The 17,146-nt window shown below is 63.6% G+C and carries 16 protein-coding genes, 1 tRNA gene and 1 pseudogene; 11 read left to right on the top strand and 7 right to left on the bottom strand.

Translation table 11 applies throughout. The features are described 5' to 3' along the window. Positions 1-119: 119 nt before the first annotated feature. The 4 genes from GT748_RS11690 to GT748_RS11675 form a co-directional block, all read right to left on the bottom strand. Positions 120-2,030, bottom strand: coding sequence for an ABC transporter ATP-binding protein (locus GT748_RS11690; protein WP_161222350.1), 1,911 nt, complete (start codon positions 2,028-2,030; stop codon positions 120-122). Beyond that, entirely contained in the window at positions 2,014-3,843 is a 1,830-nt protein-coding gene (locus GT748_RS11685) for an ABC transporter ATP-binding protein (protein WP_021658253.1), read from the bottom strand. Before GT748_RS11685 ends, GT748_RS11690 begins: the two co-directional genes overlap by 17 nt. A gap of 139 nt (positions 3,844-3,982) precedes the next feature. Then, positions 3,983-4,714 (bottom strand): sensor histidine kinase, encoded by a 732-nt coding sequence (locus GT748_RS11680; protein ID WP_368034541.1) that lies wholly within the window; start codon positions 4,712-4,714, stop codon positions 3,983-3,985. Next, complete coding sequence (locus GT748_RS11675; RefSeq protein ID WP_044991871.1) at positions 4,711-5,418, bottom strand: LytR/AlgR family response regulator transcription factor; 708 nt, start codon at positions 5,416-5,418, stop codon at positions 4,711-4,713. Before GT748_RS11675 ends, GT748_RS11680 begins: the two co-directional genes overlap by 4 nt. 182 nt (positions 5,419-5,600) lie before the next feature. Here GT748_RS11675 and udk point away from each other — a divergent pair. The 5 genes and pseudogenes from udk (at position 5,601) to GT748_RS11650 (ending at position 10,428) form a co-directional block, all read left to right on the top strand. Beyond that, positions 5,601-6,232: pseudogene (gene udk, locus GT748_RS11670) on the top strand (uridine kinase). Between the two features lie 49 nt (positions 6,233-6,281). Then, positions 6,282-7,460, top strand: a complete 1,179-nt coding sequence (locus tag GT748_RS11665) for a M20 metallopeptidase family protein (RefSeq protein ID WP_021658249.1) — start codon at positions 6,282-6,284, stop codon at positions 7,458-7,460. 17 nt (positions 7,461-7,477) lie between these two features. Then, positions 7,478-8,077 (top strand): HD domain-containing protein, encoded by a 600-nt coding sequence (locus tag GT748_RS11660; protein WP_021658248.1) that lies wholly within the window; start codon positions 7,478-7,480, stop codon positions 8,075-8,077. A 42-nt stretch (positions 8,078-8,119) separates the two neighbouring features. Continuing rightward, positions 8,120-8,773 (top strand): HAD family hydrolase, encoded by a 654-nt coding sequence (locus GT748_RS11655; protein WP_021658247.1) that lies wholly within the window; start codon positions 8,120-8,122, stop codon positions 8,771-8,773. Positions 8,774-9,036: 263 nt separating this feature from the next. Then, on the top strand, positions 9,037-10,428 hold the full coding sequence (locus GT748_RS11650; RefSeq protein ID WP_244273522.1) for an MATE family efflux transporter: 1,392 nt from the start codon (positions 9,037-9,039) through the stop codon (positions 10,426-10,428). 267 nt (positions 10,429-10,695) lie between these two features. Here the strand turns inward: GT748_RS11650 and GT748_RS11645 are convergent, their stop codons facing one another. Together GT748_RS11645 and GT748_RS11640 are read right to left on the bottom strand one after the other, a co-directional pair. Next, positions 10,696-11,862, bottom strand: coding sequence for an iron-containing alcohol dehydrogenase (locus GT748_RS11645; protein ID WP_021658244.1), 1,167 nt, complete (start codon positions 11,860-11,862; stop codon positions 10,696-10,698). A 200-nt stretch (positions 11,863-12,062) separates the two neighbouring features. Beyond that, positions 12,063-12,668, bottom strand: coding sequence for a flavin reductase family protein (locus GT748_RS11640; protein WP_021658242.1), 606 nt, complete (start codon positions 12,666-12,668; stop codon positions 12,063-12,065). A 165-nt stretch (positions 12,669-12,833) separates the two neighbouring features. On the opposite strand from GT748_RS11640, the gene GT748_RS11635 reads away from it, so the two are divergent. The 4 genes from GT748_RS11635 to GT748_RS11620 all read left to right on the top strand — a co-directional run bounded on the left by GT748_RS11635 (position 12,834) and on the right by GT748_RS11620 (position 15,769). After that, positions 12,834-13,148, top strand: coding sequence for a hypothetical protein (locus GT748_RS11635; RefSeq protein ID WP_021658241.1), 315 nt, complete (start codon positions 12,834-12,836; stop codon positions 13,146-13,148). Next, a complete protein-coding gene (locus GT748_RS11630) occupies positions 13,138-13,596 on the top strand; it encodes a HEPN domain-containing protein (protein ID WP_021658240.1) in 459 nt (152 codons plus the stop codon). The genes GT748_RS11635 and GT748_RS11630 overlap by 11 nt, the downstream gene beginning before the upstream one ends. Positions 13,597-13,730: 134 nt before the next feature. Continuing rightward, positions 13,731-15,038: a DNA recombination protein RmuC gene (rmuC, locus tag GT748_RS11625; protein ID WP_021658239.1), complete on the top strand. Its 1,308-nt coding sequence runs from the start codon at positions 13,731-13,733 to the stop codon at positions 15,036-15,038. 53 nt (positions 15,039-15,091) lie between these two features. Next, a complete protein-coding gene (locus tag GT748_RS11620; protein ID WP_021658238.1) occupies positions 15,092-15,769 on the top strand; it encodes a lipase family protein in 678 nt (225 codons plus the stop codon). A 7-nt stretch (positions 15,770-15,776) separates the two neighbouring features. On the opposite strand, the gene GT748_RS11615 is transcribed toward GT748_RS11620, so the two are convergent. Then, positions 15,777-16,199, bottom strand: a complete 423-nt coding sequence (locus tag GT748_RS11615) for a hypothetical protein (protein WP_021658237.1) — start codon at positions 16,197-16,199, stop codon at positions 15,777-15,779. Positions 16,200-16,332: 133 nt separating this feature from the next. On the opposite strand from GT748_RS11615, the gene GT748_RS11610 reads away from it, so the two are divergent. Continuing rightward, positions 16,333-16,424 (top strand) — tRNA-Ser (locus GT748_RS11610). A gap of 302 nt (positions 16,425-16,726) precedes the next feature. Next, positions 16,727-17,044, top strand: a complete 318-nt coding sequence (locus GT748_RS11605) for a CD3324 family protein (protein ID WP_021658236.1) — start codon at positions 16,727-16,729, stop codon at positions 17,042-17,044. The last annotated feature ends 102 nt before the right edge of the window (positions 17,045-17,146 follow it).

Genomic DNA, 17,146 nt, shown 5'->3' with positions numbered 1-17,146 from the left:
AGGAAAAGGGGAGAGAAGGGGAATGACTGATGGTCAGTTGCGCAGTTGTCAGTATAAACGAAAAATGACCAAAAGTCAATGCTTGACTTCGGCCATTTTCGCGCCCCCCTGAAAAAGGGCTAAAAATCGGGTTTTGAGGGAGGGGAGTCCCCCTCCGGTCCGTCCCGGTAGTACTGGGCCTGGGCCTCCCAGAGGCGGGCGTACTGGCCGCCTTTTGCCAGCAGCTCCCGGTGAGGACCCCGCTCCACCAACTGCCCTCGGTCAAAGACGGCGATGTCCTGGCAGAAGCGGCAGCTGGAGAGCCGGTGGGAGATGTAGACGGCCGTCTTTTCGCTGGTCAGGGCGTCGAAGCGGCGGTAGATCTCCGCCTCCGAGAGGGGGTCGAGGGCGGCGGTGGGTTCGTCTAAAACAATGAAGGGGGCGTCTTTGTAGAGGGCTCTGGCGATGGCGATTTTCTGGGCCTCGCCCCCGGCGATCTCCACCCCGCTGTCGTCGAAGTTTTTGTAGAGGGGGGTCTCGATCCCCAGGGGGACCCGGTCGAGCCAGTCCCCCATCCCCGCATCCTCCAGACAGCGGCGCACCGCCTTTTTATCCCAGCGAACAGAGGCCGCCACGTTCTGCGCACAGGGGAAGGAGAAGAGCTTGAAGTCCTGAAAGACCACCGAGAAGAGGGAGAGGTACTCCCGGTAGTCGTATTTCTGAATGTCGATCCCGTTTAGGAGGATCCGCCCCTCGGTGGGGTCGTAGAGCCGGCAGAGCAGTTTGATAAAGGTGGTTTTGCCCGAGCCGTTGCGCCCCACCACCGCCAGCTTCTTGCCCACCTTGAGCCGGAGGGAGAGGTCTTTGATCGCCCACTGGTCGCTGCCGGGGTAGCGAAAGGAGACGTGTTCAAAGGCGATTTCGTACTCCCCGTCGTCCCGCTTTTCAACGGGGATGGTCCCCTTGTACATGCTCTGGGGGAAGTCGATGAAGTCGAAGTAGGGGCGCAGGTACTGGGTGTTCAGCCGCATATAGACCAAGGTGCCAAAGCCCAGGGAGACCGCGAAACAAAACTGGCCGATGCCGGCAGCGGTCTGCACCAGAGCGTCCACCGGCAGGAGCCCCGCCAGGGCCCGTGCCCCGGCCAGCAGGTAGACCGCGCCGGTGAGCAGCGCCGTGAGGGTGTCGATGGAGCCGAAGCACCACCCCTGCAGAGAGGAGAGGTTGGTCATGGCCCGGCCGAGGGTCTGGGCCATCTGGTCGATGGCCGACTGGATGAGGGGCTGTTCCCCGAACAGGCGGATGTCCTTTCCCACCTGGTAGTCCCCCGCCAGCTGGTTTAGATAGTAGTTGCCGAAGCGGTTGCTCCACATGCAGGTGGAGAACTGGCTGTACTGCCCCCGGTTGTAGCGCAGGTCGGCAAAGACGGTGTAGGCGCTCACCCCGACGAGCGCCAGCAGAAAGAGCGCCGGGAGGAGGGGGGAGGCGATGAGGGGGTGGGCGGCCGCCGCCCCTGCCGGCGAGGCCTGAAAGATGGGCAGCAGAAAGAAGACCGAGTAGAGCAGCAAAAAGAGGCAGCGCAGGGCGACCCCCACCTGGTAGGCCAGCTGGAAGAGGCCGCCGCCGTTGAAGCTGTAGCTGTCGTCGAGGAGCTGCTTTTTCAGGTGCAGCTGCGGGTTTTCCAACTGTTCGTAGTCGGCGGTGAGGACCGCCTGGTCAACTTCCCGGCGCTGGGCAAAGTTCAGGGCCTGAAAATGCAGATCGGCGGCCTCCCAGAGCGCGTCTTTGAGGATGCTGACGAGAAAGGTGAGCGATACCAGCAGACAGCCGAAGAGGAGCAGCCGCTCTCGATTTTGGTTTCCCAGCAGTTCTCCCAGCAGCCGGGCGGAAAAGTAGACCGGCACAAAGGGGGCCGCCGCAGTGACGGCAGAGAAGGCCGCTACCCAGAGCCAGAGCCAGCGGTCGAGCTTGACGATGTGCTTGACCCCCCGCCAGTTGACCGCCAGGTCCTGGCGCAGGGTGGTGCGGGTCTCGCTATCGGCAGTCTTCATCGGAAAACCCTCCTTCTCGGTTTTGGTAGTAGCGGCTCTGCACCCGGTACATCCGGGCGTAGGAGCCGCCCAGGGCCATCAGCTCCTCGTGGGTGCCGCTCTCGGCGATCCGCCCGCCCTCAAAGAAGAGGATGCGGTCGCAAAAGCGGGTGGAGGAGAGCCGGTGGGAGATGAAGAAAGAGGTCTTTCCCCGGGTCAGCTCCCCGTACTGCAGGTAGACCTGGCTCTCGGCGATGGGGTCGAGGGCGGCGGTGGGTTCATCCAAAACCAGGATAGGGGCGTCTTTGTAGAGGGCTTTGGCCAGCAGCAGTTTTTGCAGTTGGCCGCCCGAGAGCTCCACCCCGCCGTCGTTGACCGACTTGACCAGCTTGGTCTCCACCCCCTGGGGCAGGGCGGCCACCTCCTCCCAGAGACCGGCCCGTTCCAGGCAGCGGCGCGCCCGTGCGAGGTCCAGCTCCTCTCGCTTGCAGGCCGCCACATTTTCGGCGATGGTCAGGGGGAGGACCCGCACGTCTTGAAACACGGCGGTGAAGAGGGAAAAGCGCTCTTCCAGCGACCACCGGGCGGCGTCGGTCCCGCCGATCGTCACCCGCCCGGCGTCGGGGGGATAGAGGCCGCAGAGCAGCTTGGCAAAGGTGGTCTTGCCCGCGCCGTTGGCCCCGACGATGGCGATCTTCTCCCCGGCGCGCACGGTGAGATCGACGGTCTCCAAGGCCCTCTCCCCGCTGCCGGGGTAGGAGAAGGAGACCCCTTCAAAGGCGATGGGGCAGGGGAAGGCGGAGGGGAGGGGGGCCTGGCTCTCCTTGGGGGAGTGCTCCGGCATCTCCAGAAAGGCCCGCACGTCGCAGAGGTCCAAGGAGGCCAGCCGCAGCAGGGAGAAGCCGTCGACCAGTCCGCTCATCCAGGTGGAAAAGCCGCCGAAGACCCCGACAAAAAAGAGAAAGTCGCCGCCGCCGAGCGCGCCGCGCAGCACCAGGTGGATGAGGTAGCCGTAGGCGAAGGCGTCCTTGCCCAGCAGGAGCAGGGCGCTGCCGAAGGCGGCCCTAAAATCGCGCTTGTGGGTGCGCAGGTGCCAGGCCATCCGCAGGGCGGCCAGGTCCCGGTAGAGCTCGCCGAGCCAGATTTCCATCCCGTACAGCCGCACGTCCTTGCCGGCGGTGAAGTCGGTGGAGCGGTTGTCCAGGTACTGCAGCTTTTTGTCCAGCTCCACCCAGTCGTCCTTGTGGCGCTGCCGATAATTCTGGGCCCCCCGTGCCAGCAGGATGCTCCCCCCCGATGTCAGCAGCAGCGCCAACAGGAGCAGGGGGTGGAGGGCGGCGGTGAGACAGCCGTAGAGCAGCGCCCCCACGGCGCTGGAGAGAAAGAGGGCGATGGCTTCGGGCAGTCGTTGGATGGGGCCGCGGCTGTACCCGGTGGCATTGAAGGCCTTTTGCCAGATGCTCTGCCCGGCGGGGCTCTCCATGTTGGGATAGTCGGTCTGCAGCGCCTTTCTTGCCGCCAGGGTGTGAAAGTGCACCCGGTAGTTGTTGCTGCGCCAGGTGAGCTTGCAGGCAAAGATCCGCTCCCCCAGGGTGCACAGAGCCAGGGCCAGCGCCACCGGCAGACAGGCGAGCACCAGCGAGGAGACCGCCGCCCCACGGGACACCTGGTCCACCACCACCTTGGGCAGGGCGATGGTGAGGAGGGGGACGGCCACCAAAAAGAGGCTGTCCGCCAGGGCGCAGGCGAGCATGTTGCGGTCGCATTCCCGCAGTCTGGCGAGGGCATAGCGGAGGTTTTGCGGCAGGGAATAGGCGGGTTTGGGCGATTTCATGGGGCGCCCCTCCTTTATAGACAAAAAATGTGGGAGGGCCCAAAGAGGGCCTTTGCGAGAAAAGGATACCACGGGCGGCACAGGGGGGAACAAAAAAGCGCGCGAACGGCTCGTTTTCGCGCGCAGACGGTTTTTTAGTTCAGAGGGGGAGGAAGATCTCGGTGGCAAAGACCCCCGGCTCGTCCTGCCGGTTGACAAGGCCGCCGTACTGGGCCACCAGGGCGTCCACCCGGCGCAGGCCAAAGCCGTGCCCCTCGCCCTTGGCGCTGCGGTAGCGGCCGCCCTTCCGGCCAGCCCGCCCGGCCACCGCGTTTTGCACCAAGATGTAGAGCTGCTCCTTCACCCGCCCGACATAGATGCGCAGGAACCGCTCCTCCTTGTCGGGGAGCTGGCGGCAGCTCTCCAGGGCGTTGTCCAACAGGTTGCCGATGATGACGCAGAGGTCCACGTCCGCCACGGTGAGGGAGGGAGGCACCGACGCCTTGGCCCGGATGGCCACCTCCCCCTTCTCGGCCAGCGAGAGCTTGGAGTTGAGGATGGCGTCGAGCATCAGGTTGCCGGTCTTTAAGATGGTGTCCACCGACTGAAGATCGCTCTCCAATTGGTCCAGATAGCCCTCGGCCTCCCCGCAGCGGCCCAGGGCCAATAGCCCCTTGAGGGTTTGCAGGTGGTTGTGGTAGTCGTGCCGCCACTCCCGCATCTGGGTGTAGATGTTCTGCACCTCGGCGCAGTGGGTCTCCAGCAGTTCATTTTGGTACCCGGCCAGCCGCCGCTCGGAGCGGCGGGCAGCCAGGCGGTAGAGCAGCCGGCCGCCGGCTGCCAGCAGCAGGGCGCACAGGGCGATCAGGCCGGCGAGAAGAAAGGGGTTCACAGCAGCATCCCTCCGTTGCAGCGAGCAAAGGCCCGCCCCAGTTGGGGCCCCATCCGCCGGCTGACGGGCAGGCGGGTGCCGTCGTCCAAAACCAGTTCCTCCCGCCCCAGGCGGGCGATGGCGCGCAGCGACACCAGACAGGAGCGGTGGCAGCGAAAAAAGAGGTCGGGGGACAGGGTCTTCTCCACCTTTTCCAGCGGGAGGGGGAGGGCGAAGTCCCCCCGCAGGGTGTGCAGCAGGGTCTGGCGGTCGCCGGCCTGGGCGCAGAATATCTCCCGCTGCAGCAGGCGGCGCTCCTCCCCCTCGACCCGGATCACCAAAGTCGGCTCCGGCAGCCGCCGGGCCGCCCGGTCCAGCAGGGCGAAAAACCGCTCCTCCGACACCGGCTTGACCAGGTAGTGCAGGGCCTCCAACTCGTAGCCCTCCCCCAGGTGTTCGTCGAGCCCGGTGACAAAGGCGATGGGCAGGGTCTCCCCTTCGCCCCGCAGCCGCCGGGCCAGATCGAGCCCGCTCTCCCCCGGCAGCTGGATGTCCAGCAGGAGGAGATCGGCGCCTGCATCCCCCTGCCGGGCAAACCAAAAGCTCTCGGCGGTGGGGTAGCAGTCGACCTGCAGCGCCTGCCCCCGCCCGGTGGCCCAGCGCCGCGCCAGGGCCGTCAGGTACTGGGCCTGGGCCTCTTCGTCCTCACAGATGGCAATGCGCACGGCGACGCCCTCCCTTCGCAAATACAGGTTATTATCAAGTATACCACAGGGGGGCGGTGAGGGGAAAGGGGCCCTCTCTCGACCGAGTTTTGACAGGGGGATGGAAAACGCCGCGCAAATTCGCTATAATGGTACCAATAGCCCCACGGGGCGACACGAGAAAAAGCAGCAGGAGGAAGAGCATGCAACAGGACAAGACCACCATCATCGGCATTGCGGGGGGCACCGGTTCGGGCAAGACCACCCTGGCCTACAAGCTGAAAGAGGCCTTTTGCGATGAAGATGTGATCATCATGTGCCACGACCACTACTACAAGGCCCACGACGACATGACCTACGAGGAGCGCACCAAGCTCAACTATGACCACCCCAACGCCTTTGAGACCGAGCTGCTCGTCGCGCACTTGAAGCAGCTCAAGGAGGGCAAGCCCGTGATGCGGCCGGTCTACTCCTTTGTGGAGCACAACCGCACCGGCGAACAGGTGCAGGTCAACCCGGCCAAGGTCATCATCCTCGAGGGGATCATGATCTTTGAGGACAAGACCCTGCGGGACATGATGGACATGAAGGTCTTTGTCGACACCGACGCCGACGTGCGCATCCTCCGCCGGCTGGTGCGCGACGTCAAGGAGCGGGGCCGCGACCTGGACTCGGTGGTCAACCAGTACCTGACCACCGTCAAGCCGATGCACGACCAGTTTGTCGAGCCCAACAAGAAGTACGCCGACGTCATCGTCCCCGAAGGGGGCACAACCAGGTGGCCCTGCACATGCTCATCGACAGGATGCGGGCCATCATCGCCCAGAAGGGGTGAATCAGACCGACCGTACACCCGTTTGCCGTAAAAAGGAGTGTGTTTTGCAATGCGCCATCCCCTGTTGGAACGCGCCTGGGAACTCCAGGACCAGATGGTGGCCGACCGCCGCTATCTGCACCAAAACCCCGAGCTGGGCTTTGAACTGCCCCTCACTACTGCCTACGTGAAAAAGCGCCTCGCCGAGATGGGGTACGAGGTGGAGGACATCTGCCCCAGCGGCTTTGTGGCCATGGCCGGCAAAAAGACCGATGGCAAGGTGCTGCTGGTGCGCGCCGACATGGACGCCCTGCCCATGGCCGAGGAGACCGACGAGCCCTTCAAGTCCCAAAATGGGGCCATGCACTCCTGCGGGCACGACATCCACACCGCCACCCTGCTGGGGGCCGCCCAGCTGCTCAAAGAGCACGAGGACGAGCTGGAGGGCCGAGTCAAACTCTGCTTCCAGCCCGCCGAAGAGCCCATCAAGGGCGCGGTGGAGATGATCGAGAAGGGGGTGCTGGAAAACCCCCACGTGGACGCGGTCTTCGGCACCCACACCTCCATCCCCATGAAGGCCGGGGCCGTCCGGCTGCTGGAGGGGCCGATCCTCGCCTCCAGCGACATCTTCAAGGTCACCATCCACGGCGAGGGCAGCCACGGCTCGATGCCCGAGACCGGGGTGGACCCGGTGAATGTGGCGGCCCACGTCGTCATCGCCCTGCAGTCCATCATCGCCCGCGAGGTCTCGGCCCTGCAGCCGGTGGTGTTGACCTTCGGCAGCATCCAGGCGGGGCAGGCGCCCAACATCGTCCCCTCCGACTGCGTGCTGCAGGGGACCCTGCGCGCCTTTGACCCCGAGGTGCGGAAATTTGCCAAGGGGCGGATGGAGGAGATCATCCACAGCACCGCCGCCACCTTCCGCGCCACCGCCGAGATCAGCTACGAATCCGAGACGCCCCCCACTGTAAACGACCCTGCCTTTACAAGGGAGATGCAGGGGTACATGAGAGAGGTGGTAGGGGAGGACTGCATCACCGAGGGGCCCCGCATCATGGGCTCGGACGACTTCGCCTACTTCACCGAGCAGCGCCCGGGGGCCATGTTCCACTGTGGCATGGGCACCCGGGAAGAGGGCCATCTCTTCGGGCTGCACAACCCCAAAGCCCTCTTTGACGAGCGCTCCCTGCCGGCGGTGGCGGCGGTCTACGCCAACTGCTGCATCCAGTGGCTCAAACACAACAAGTAGCGGGGGGGAGATCGCCCATGGAACAGGAAGTGGACTACAAGGCCGAGTTTATCTCGCTCTTCACCCAGCACGTCTCCCGCCCTGGCAGCGAAAAGCTGCTGGCCTGGCTGGAGAACACCGACTTTTTCACTGCCCCGGCCAGCACCCGCTACCACTGCGCCTGTGAGGGCGGGCTGGTGCGCCACTCCATCAGCGTCTTTCACACCATGGTGGAGCAGCACTTTCAGGAGGGGGAGGACAACCTGGAGAGCTTTGCCATCTGCGGGCTCCTCCACGACCTCTGCAAGGCCCAGTTTTACAAGGTGGGCAGCCGCAACGTCAAAAATGAGGAGACCGGCCAGTGGGAGAAGGTCCCCTTCTACCAGGTGGAGGACTCCTTTCCCTACGGCCACGGCGAGAAGTCGGTCTTTCTCATCGAGCGGTTCATGCGCCTCAAGACCAGCGAGGCCATGGCCATCCGCTGGCACATGGGGGGCTTTGACGACTCGGTGCGGGGCGGCAGCTTTGCCATGAGCAACGCCTTTCGGATGTACCCGCTGGCGGTGAAGCTCCACCTGGCCGATCTGGAGTCCACCTACCTGCGGGAGAGGGGCACCTCCGACGTGCCCAACCGCTGATTTCCCGGGAAAACCGCCCGGCCCTTGACAGGAGGAGAGACGATGCTGCCCTTTCGCGCCGCCATCTTTGACATGGACGGCACCCTCACCCAGTCCACCCACATCTGGGACGGGGTGACCGACCGCTATATCGAGCAGCTGGGCCACCCCCTGCCCGAGCACTACTACCAGCGCATCCAGGGGCGCACCTATGAACAGGCCATGGCCTGGCTCATCGCCCTTTACGGCCTCAACAAGACGCCGGGGCAGATGGTCTTTGAGCAGTACCAGATGATCAGAAACCGCTACTGCGCCGTCCCCCTCAAGCCGGGGGTCCTGCCCTTTCTCCAGTACCTGAAGGGGGAGGGGATCCCCTGTGCGGTGGCCACCCTGGCCGACCCGCGGGTGGCAAAGGAGGTGCTGGGCGCCCACGGGCTGCTGCCCTACTTTGCGGCGGTGGTCAGCGCGGTGGAGCTGGACGACAAGCCCAAGAGCGACCCCGCCGTCTTTTTGGAGGCGGCAACCCGGCTGCAGACCCCGGCGGGGGACTGCGCGGTCTTTGAGGACAGCCTGCTGGCCGTTGAGACGGCGAAGGGAGCCGGGTTTCGGACGGCGGCCATCGCCGACGGCAAAAACGCAGCCCAGTGGGACCGCCTGTGCGCCCTGGCCGACTGGGCCCTGCACGACTACCGGGAGCTGATCCCCGCCGCCGAGTAGGCGGGCCAAAGGAAGAGACATTTGTTGCGCCCTCTTTTTCCAAAAGGGGAGAGGGCGGTGGAAAAAAGGGCCGAGGGGCCGCCGGAAGGGCGGCACTTCGGCCCCTTTTTGGCACGATGTTGCAAAATGGAGCGGAGTTGTGCAGCTCTGAGCAGAAAAACGTCAAAAATCGGCAGCTTTCCCGCTTCCCCCTTTACCCCTGCGGGAATGGGTGTATAATGAAAATGTGAACAAAAGCGAAATGTTGTAAAGTGGGTGTGAACGTGCAGCTATTTCGATGTGAGAAGTTGATGCGGGGCGTGGAGCAGGAGGGGGAGGTCCCCGACGAACGGACCGTCTTAAAGACGACGCTGAATATTGCCTGGCCCTCCATTTTGGAGTCTTTCCTCATCAGTCTGGTGGGGATGGTGGACACGGTGATGGTCAGCTCGCTGGGCTCCTACGCCATTGCGGCGGTGGGGCTCACCACCCAACCGAAATTCATCGCCCTGGCGGTCTTTATGTCGCTGAACGTGGCCATTTCGGCCATTGTGGCCCGCCGCCGGGGGGAGGGGGACCGGGACAGCGCCAACCGGGTGCTGGTGCAGGCCCTGATCATCTCGGTGGCGCTGACGGTCGTCATCTCGGTGGTGACGGTGATTTGGGCCGACCCCATCATCCGCCTGTGCGGCTCGGCCCCCGACACCCACGACGCGGCGGTGGGCTACCTGCGCATCATCCAGGGAGGAATGATCTTCAACGTCCTCTCCATGGTCATCAATGCCGCCCAGCGGGGCTGCGGCAACACCAAGATCGCCATGCGCACCAACCTGGTCTCCAACGGGGTGAACATCGTCCTCAACTACCTCCTCATCGGGGGGAACCTGGGCTTCCCCAAGCTGGGGGTACAGGGGGCGGCCATCGCCACGGTGGCCGGCACCATCTGTGCCTGCGTCATGAGTTTTATCTCGGTGATGCACCCCGGCCAGTTCCTCAGCATTCAGGACTTCTTCAGCCTCAAGTTTGACCGGCGCAACCTCTCGGCCATCGTCAACATCGGCTCCAGCACCCTAGCCGAGCAGGTGTTTCTGCGCATCGGCTTTCTGGTCTACGCGGTGCTGGTGGCCAAATTGGGCACCACCGCCTTTGCCGCCCACCAGATCGGGATGAACATCATGAACATCTCCTTCTCCTTTGGCGACGGGCTCTCGGTGGCGGCCATCGCCCTGGTGGGGCGCAGCCTGGGCGAAAACCGGCGGGACATGGCCAAGATCTACGGCGGCGTCTGCCAGCGGATGGGGGTCCTTTTCTCGGCTGCCATCTCGGTGGTCTGCATCGCCCTGGGCACCCCCATCTTCATGCTCTTTTCGCGGGAGGAGGAGATCCTCCGCTACGGCGAGATGATCATGGTCATCATGGCCGTCATCACCTTTATGCAGGTGGCCCAGGTGGTCTTTTCCGGCTGCCTGCGGGGGGCGGGGGACACCAAGTTCACCGCCGTGGTCTCCCTCATCAGCGTCACCTTCATCCGCCCGGGGCTGGGCTACCTCTTCTGCTACCCCCTGAACATGGGCCTTTTCGGCGCCTGGCTGGGGCTGGCGGTGGACCAGTTGGCCCGGTTCCTGTTGACCTACATGCGCTTTCACAGCGGCAAGTGGATGCACTTTAAAATCTGACCGGTCCCCCTGTAAAGTGAGAAAAGCGGCCCTCCCGGCGAGGGTCGCTTTTTTGTGGGCGGGGAGCCCCCGGCAGGCAGGGGAGGACCGCCTGTGCGCAGGTGGGGGGGCCCCTTTCCCGGCGGAGGGACTCTGCCCGCCTCCTGCCAACCGGCAAAGCGGCGGCCGTCGGGGGGTGTCCGCGCGCTGCCGCCCTGTTCCCCCCAAAAAAGCCCCCCGCCCATCCTTTGGGCGGGGGGCTCTCTCTTCTTTAGATGAGGGGGGCCCTTACAGGGCCAGGCGGTAGATGGCGGCGATGTCCTCCTCGTTCAGGTGGGCAAAGTGGCCGGCATAGGGGCGGCCGTCCAGGGCGCGCCGGGCCATCTCGGGGATGCGGTCGGCGGGGATCTTCAAGTCGGCAAAGGAGGTGGGCATCCCCAGGGAGCGGAAGAAGGCCTCCAGCCGGTGAATGCCCTCCAGGGCGATCGCCTCGGGCTGGTCAAAGGCCAGATCCACATCCATCACCCGCACGGCGAACTGCACAAAGCGGGGGAGGTTTTGCTTGTAGACGTACTTCATCCAGGCGGGGGTGATGACGGTGAGCCCCGCGCCGTGGGTCACGTCGTAGAGGGCCGAGAGTTCGTGCTCGATGTCGTGGCAGGCCCAGTCCTCCTCCCGGCCCATCCCCAGCAGGTCGTTGTGGGCCACGTTGCCCACAAACATCACCTCGGCCCGGTAGTCGTAGTTGTCCGGCTCGGCCAGGACGCGGGGGGCAGTCACCAGCATGGTGCGCAGGGCCCCCTCCAGCAGCCGGTCGGTGAAGTCTACCTGCTCGGTCTGGGTGAAGTAGCGCTCCATCAGGTGGGACATGATGTCGCAGCAGCCCGCCGCCGTCTGGTAGGCGGGGAGGGTGTAGGTGGTCTCGGGATCGAGGATGGCGAATTTGGGGAGGATGTGGGGGGAGGAGCACATCCGCTTCTGGCTGCCCTCATCCTTGGTGATGATGCAGGCCTTGCTGGATTCCGAGCCGGAGGCGGGGATGGTCAGCACCACCCCGATGGGCAGGGCCTTTTCCACCTGGGCCTTGCCGGTGAAGCAGTCCCACACGTCGCCGTCCATGCAGGCGCCGGCGGCAATGGCCTTGGAGGAGTCGATGGCGCTGCCCCCGCCGATGGCCAGCACAAAGTCCAACCGGTTCTCCCGGCAGAGGCGGATGCCCTCTTTCACGGTGGAGAGGCGGGGGTTTGGGACCACCCCGTCGTACTCGACAAACTCGATGCCGGCGGCGCTCAGAGAGGCCTCGATGCGCTCGAGAAGCCCGTTTTTGCGCAGGTAGTCGCCGCCGAAGTGGACCAGGGCGCGGCTGCCGTACTCTCTGGCGACGGCGCCGACCTCGTCCTCCCGGCCCTTGCCGAAGAGGATGCGGGTGGGGTTGTGAAATGTAAAGTTCTGCATGGTTTGCGTCACCTGTTCTTTCTCGCTCTCGGGAGAGAGGCGTTTTGTCGCTGTTCTTTCCCTCCCATTATACGGCGGGGGACGCGGTTCGTAAATGAACGCTTTGCATCAATTTCCCGGGAAAATGTCCGTCCCCCTTTATGATTTGAGGGCAGTTGCAGGGTTTTGCAAGGCATTTTGGGCCGGTTTGACAGCTCCCCCTATTTTTCCGCCGAAGGGGGGACGAACCGCTGGGTCTTCTTGCGGCCGGGGCCCCGCACCGTATAGCCAAAGCTGCCCAACTTTTCCCCCTGGGCAAAGTACTCGCCGTGGGTGTAGTGGATGAGTTCGGCCCGGTCGAGACAGAGTTTCCCGCTTCCGTCCAGAAGGGACTCCTCCACGTCCACCGCCACGATTTCGGCCAGAAACATGTGGTGGCTGCCCAACTCCAGCACCTGGGTGACCCGGCACTCCAGGTTCACCGGGCTCTCGGCCACCAGGGGGGCGGCGATCTTGCTGGCCGGGGCGCGGGTGAGCCCGGCGGCGGCAAATTTGTCCCCGTCCCTGCCGGAGCGGACGCCGCACCAGTCGCAGGCGCGCAGCAGGGGGCGGTTCACCAGGTTGATGGCGAACTCGCCCCTCTCGCGGATCAGGGGGTAGGAGTGGCGCTCCGGCCGCACCGAGATGTAGGTCATGGCCGGCTTGGTGCAGACGGTGCCGGTCCAGGCGACGGTGAGGAGGTTGGAGCGCTCCCCCTCGCCGCAGCTGACCAGCACCGCCGGCACCGGCGCCAGCAGCGCCCCCGGTTTCCAACACTGTTTTGCCATAAAAAATGCCTCCTGTCTCTCTTCTCTTGCCCCACCAGGATAGCACAATTGGGGCAAAATTCCCAGTCCGGGGCGGGCATTTGGTTGCAAGGGGCGGGGGAAAGGGGTAAACTAAGGGCAGATGGGGGCGGCAGCCCCGCTGCTTGAATAGAGGAGGGAGTGCCGATGGAAGAACAGGGATTGGGCGAACAGATCTTGCAAGTCTGTGCAGAGGTGCGGCGGCTGGCGCGGCCGGAGAAGGTGATCCTCTTCAACCGCAAGCTGACGCTGTCGGGCAAGACCGCCAGCTTCAAGCTGGTGGTGGTGGCCGACACCGCGGACAAGCGGCGGCTGGAGAAGGAGCTCTACCTGGCCATCGACAGCCCGGTGCCCTTTGATGTGGTCCTCTACACCCCCGGGGAGTGGGCGCAGCTGGCCGGGGAGCGGGGCTCTTTTGCCGCCAAGGTGCGGCGGATGGGGAAGGTGCTCTATGAGGCGTAGACACAACACCGGAGACAGCCGCCGCTACTACGACTGGATGGACAGGGCCGAGGAGGACATGGAGACGGTGGAGCTGCTGCGGCGGGAAGACCGCTGCTATTTCAGCTGTGCCTTCCACTGCCAGCAGGCCATCGAAAAGGCCCTAAAGGCCTATATCCTGGTCAAGACCGGGAACCTGGTGGACGGGCACAACCTCTCCTGGCTCTGCAAGCAGGCCGTCAAGCACGATGAAGAATTTACACAGTGGCTGGACGAGAGCGCGGCCCTCAACCACTGCTATATTGAGACCCGGTACCCCACCGACGTCCCCTACGAGATGGGGCGGGGCCAGGTGCGGCGGTTTGCCGCCATGGCGCGGGAGATGTTCACCTTTATCTGCGAGCAGGTGGAGGAGGAGCTGGACGCCAGCGAGCAGCCCTCCGCCGGGCCGGAGGCAGCCGGGGAGTAGCCGCCCTGAAAGGCGCGGGGCAGAGAGAGGGCCCCGCGCCTTTTTGCACCCGTTTGGGGGTGCAACCGGCGGGGAGATGTGCTATACTAAACAACAGTTCTTTTTTGAAAAGGGTGGAGGGATCGGTTTTGGAGATGGCGATTTTGCTGGTATTGGCCGCGGTGTTGGCCCTGCAGGCGGCGGTGCTGATCGTGCTGCTGCGGCGCAGGGGGGATGCCGGTGGGGAGGAGCTGAAGGAGGCCCTGCGGCAGGAGGCCCAGGCCGCCCGGGCGGACACCCTGCAGACGGTGCAGGCCTCGGTCACCGGGCTGGGGGAGGTGCTGGCCCAGTCCCAGCGGCAGTTCACCGCCGTCCTCAACGAGCGGCTGGGGGACCTGAACACCCAACTGACTCTGCGGCAGGAGAGCTTGCAGCAGTCGGTGGACCGCTCGGTGCGGGGCACCGACGCCCGGATGGCCGAGTTCACCCGCCAGAGCGCCGAGCAGATGGAGCAGATGCGCGCCACCCTGCAAAACCGGGTCAGCGCCATGCAGGAGGACAATGCCCGCCAGCTGGACCGGATCCGCCTGACGGTGGACGAAAAGCTGCAAAAGACCCTGGACGAGCGGCTGGGCCAGTCCTTCAAGGTGGTCAGCGAGCGGTTGGAGCAGGTCTACAAGGGCCTGGGGGAGATGCAGACGCTGGCCGTTGGGGTGGGGGATCTGAAAAAGGTCCTCTCCAATGTCAAGACCCGGGGCATCCTGGGCGAGATCCAGCTGGGGGCCATCCTGGAGCAGATCCTCGCCCCCGAGCAGTACGGCCAGAACGTCTGCACCAAGCCGGGGAGCAAGAACGTGGTGGAGTTTGCCGTCAAACTGCCGGGGGACGGGGAGGAGCCGGTCTGGCTGCCCGTTGACGCCAAGTTCCCGGCCGACGCCTACGCCCAACTGATGGACGCCTACGACCGGGGCGACCCCGCCGAGATCGAGCAGCTGGGCACCGCTTTGGAGCGGCGGGTCAAGCAGTTTGCCAAGGACATCCGCGACAAGTACATCGCCCCGCCCCACACCACCGATTTCGGCATCCTCTTCCTGCCGGTGGAGGGGCTCTACGCCGAGGTGGTCCGCCGGGGGCTGGTGGAGACGCTGCAAAACGAGTACAAGATCAGCCTGGCCGGGCCCACCACCATGGCGGCCATGCTCAACAGCCTGCAGATGGGCTTTCGCACCCTGGCCATCCAAAAGCGATCGGGCGAGGTGTGGCAGGTGCTGGGGGCGGTCAAGACCGAGTTCGGCAAGTTTGAAGGGGCCCTCTCAGCCGCCCAGCAGCGGCTGGAACAGGCGGGCAGCGAGCTTGACCGGCTGGTGGGGGTGCGCACCCGCCAGATCCAGCGCCGCCTAAAAGAGGTGAGCCAGCTGCCCGAGGAAGAGGCGGGCGAGGTGCTGGGCCTGCCCGAGGTGTAGGGGCGCAGAGAGACACCCCCGGAGCATAGACTGGCTCCGGGGGTGTTTTGAAGATGGAATACAAGGGCTTTGCCGCGATGCTGGAACTGTCGGCCGCGGCTTATGGCGACAACCTGCCGGTGAAAAAGGGGCGGGAAGTGCGCTTTATCGACAGCGGGAAGACGGGCATCCAGCTCTATATGGAGTGCGTGGGAAAGACGGTCTACATCGCCTTTCGGGGAACCGATTCGGCCAGGGACTGGGCCACCGATTTTCGCTTTTGCAAAAAGAAGATCCCCTACGACAACACCGCTTCCAAAATTCGGGTGCACGGGGGCTTCATCGACATGTACAAAAACCCCGAAGTGCGCGACGCCATCCGCTATTTTCTCCCCAAAGAGGCGGAGAAGGTGCGGGTCACCGGCCACTCCTACGGGGCGGCGCTGGCGGTTTTGTGCGCGGTGGACCTGCAGTACAACTTTCCCGAGAAGGACTTTGAGGTGGTTCTCTTCGGCTGTCCGCGGGTGGGCAACCGGGCCTTTGCCCAGTCCTTCAACCGGCGGGTGTTCAAGACCTTTCGGGTGGAAAACGGCAACGACATCGTCACCAAGGTGCCCTTTGCCTGGATGGGGTTTCGCCACGTGGGCATCCGGGTCGCCGTCGGCCCCCCGCGGCTGCCGGGCGCCGTCTCCTTTGAGGCCCACCGGCCGCAAAACTACTATCGGGGGCTGCTCCGCTCCCAGGGGCTGTGACGGCTTGCTAGCGCAAAAATCCCTTCATGGTCTCGATGTTTTGCTGCTCGGTCTCCAGCAGTTTTTGGGCCAGGGCGCGCACCTCGTCGCTGGCGCAGGTGTACTCCTTGAGCCGCTTGGTCATGTCTACCACCCCCATGGTGCTGCCCTGAATGAGCATCTCGGCGATGTGGGAGGGGGAGTTGTCGGCCAGGGTCTTGAGCTCTAGCATCATATAGGCCGAGAACTTGGCCATGGCGCCGGTCTTTTCCAGCTCCACCCCGGCCAGCTGTTTGGCCTCGGCGAAGATCTTGTGGTATTCTTCCTTCTGGGTGAGGAGGGCGACCTTGAAGTGGTCGTCCTCGGCGATCCCCACCAGCCGGTCGAGGGTGGAGAGCCCCATTTCGGTGTTTTTGTAGATGAAGTCGAGCAGTTCGGTGTTCTGGTCCATGATTCGTTTTCCCCCTATTTTGGTTTTGCAGTTAGTGTGGGCGCAAAGAGACAAATTATTTGTGAAAATGAAAAAAAGGGGGTTGATTTTTTGGAAACCCATGGGTATAATAAATGAGCGCCCTGCGATATGCGGAAAGATGGCTGAGCTGGTCGAAGGCGCACGACTGGAAATCGTGTAGGCGGTGATACCGTCTCGAGGGTTCGAATCCCTCTCTTTCCGCCACGGGAAGCAACCGACTTGGTTGCTTCTTTTTTTGCGCCTTTTTGAAAAAAGTGGGCTTTTCAGTGGCGGGCGTGGAGCCTTCTCGACCGACACCTGCTCGGCGGGGGGAGAGCTGCCCTGCCGTGACTTGGGGTGCCCGGCCCCCCCCTTATTTCTTGACAGGAAAAGCGTCCAAAGATACAATGGAGGCGAATCGTTTGAAAGGGTGATTTTTCATGCGCGTACTGTTCAAAACTTGTCGCATAGCAAAGGCTATTGCGATGGATGTCGTCTCTCTTTAATTCGTTGGAGTAGTTTTTGCTATGCCTTATTTGGAATTTGAGAAAATGCCAATTGAGGAGAGCAAAATGGGTTATCAATCTGCAACGGAGCGACTGCCCGCTGATCTGGTGAGGGAAATACAGAAATATGTTGACGGTGAATACCTCTACATCCCCAGCCGCAAGAGAAAGTCTTGGGGAAGCAAAAGTGGGGCGCGCGAATTCTTTGCGAAAAGGGACCTCGAAATTTGCCGAGAGTACCAAAAAGGCGTTCCCATAGAGGCGCTGTCGGACAAATATGGCCTTTCGTTAAAGGGCATAGAGCGGATCCTCACCTCACAGAGAAAGCGGGACGTGTAAAAATAGGGGACTGCAGGCGTTCTGCGGCCCCCTATTTTTTGTGTATAACAAATTTGTAGGTTGTAAAGGGGATGCCGGATTTTCTATAATAAAAACAGATAC

The sequence above is a fragment of the Bittarella massiliensis (ex Durand et al. 2017) genome, from assembly GCF_009876955.1.
Taxonomy (GTDB): Bacteria; Bacillota; Clostridia; order Oscillospirales; family Ruminococcaceae; genus Bittarella; species Bittarella massiliensis.
The sequence above is the reverse complement of the archived record's forward strand: the minus strand, read 5'-3'. Positions and strand labels throughout refer to the sequence as shown.

What these genes read in the sequence shown, in the direction of transcription:
- GT748_RS11690 (WP_161222350.1), bottom strand. Translation starts at nt 2,030, where the DNA reads ATGAAGACTGCCGATAGCGAGACCCGCACCACCCTGCGCCAGGACCTG.
- GT748_RS11685 (WP_021658253.1), bottom strand. Translation starts at nt 3,843, where the DNA reads ATGAAATCGCCCAAACCCGCCTATTCCCTGCCGCAAAACCTCCGCTAT.
- GT748_RS11665 (WP_021658249.1), top strand. Translation starts at nt 6,282, where the DNA reads ATGCGCCATCCCCTGTTGGAACGCGCCTGGGAACTCCAGGACCAGATG.
- GT748_RS11660 (WP_021658248.1), top strand. Translation starts at nt 7,478, where the DNA reads ATGGAACAGGAAGTGGACTACAAGGCCGAGTTTATCTCGCTCTTCACC.
- GT748_RS11655 (WP_021658247.1), top strand. Translation starts at nt 8,120, where the DNA reads ATGCTGCCCTTTCGCGCCGCCATCTTTGACATGGACGGCACCCTCACC.
- GT748_RS11645 (WP_021658244.1), bottom strand. Translation starts at nt 11,862, where the DNA reads ATGCAGAACTTTACATTTCACAACCCCACCCGCATCCTCTTCGGCAAG.
- GT748_RS11640 (WP_021658242.1), bottom strand. Translation starts at nt 12,668, where the DNA reads ATGGCAAAACAGTGTTGGAAACCGGGGGCGCTGCTGGCGCCGGTGCCG.
- GT748_RS11635 (WP_021658241.1), top strand. Translation starts at nt 12,834, where the DNA reads ATGGAAGAACAGGGATTGGGCGAACAGATCTTGCAAGTCTGTGCAGAG.
- GT748_RS11630 (WP_021658240.1), top strand. Translation starts at nt 13,138, where the DNA reads ATGAGGCGTAGACACAACACCGGAGACAGCCGCCGCTACTACGACTGG.
- rmuC (WP_021658239.1), top strand. Translation starts at nt 13,731, where the DNA reads ATGGCGATTTTGCTGGTATTGGCCGCGGTGTTGGCCCTGCAGGCGGCG.
- GT748_RS11620 (WP_021658238.1), top strand. Translation starts at nt 15,092, where the DNA reads ATGGAATACAAGGGCTTTGCCGCGATGCTGGAACTGTCGGCCGCGGCT.
- GT748_RS11615 (WP_021658237.1), bottom strand. Translation starts at nt 16,199, where the DNA reads ATGGACCAGAACACCGAACTGCTCGACTTCATCTACAAAAACACCGAA.
- GT748_RS11605 (WP_021658236.1), top strand. Translation starts at nt 16,727, where the DNA reads ATGCCTTATTTGGAATTTGAGAAAATGCCAATTGAGGAGAGCAAAATG.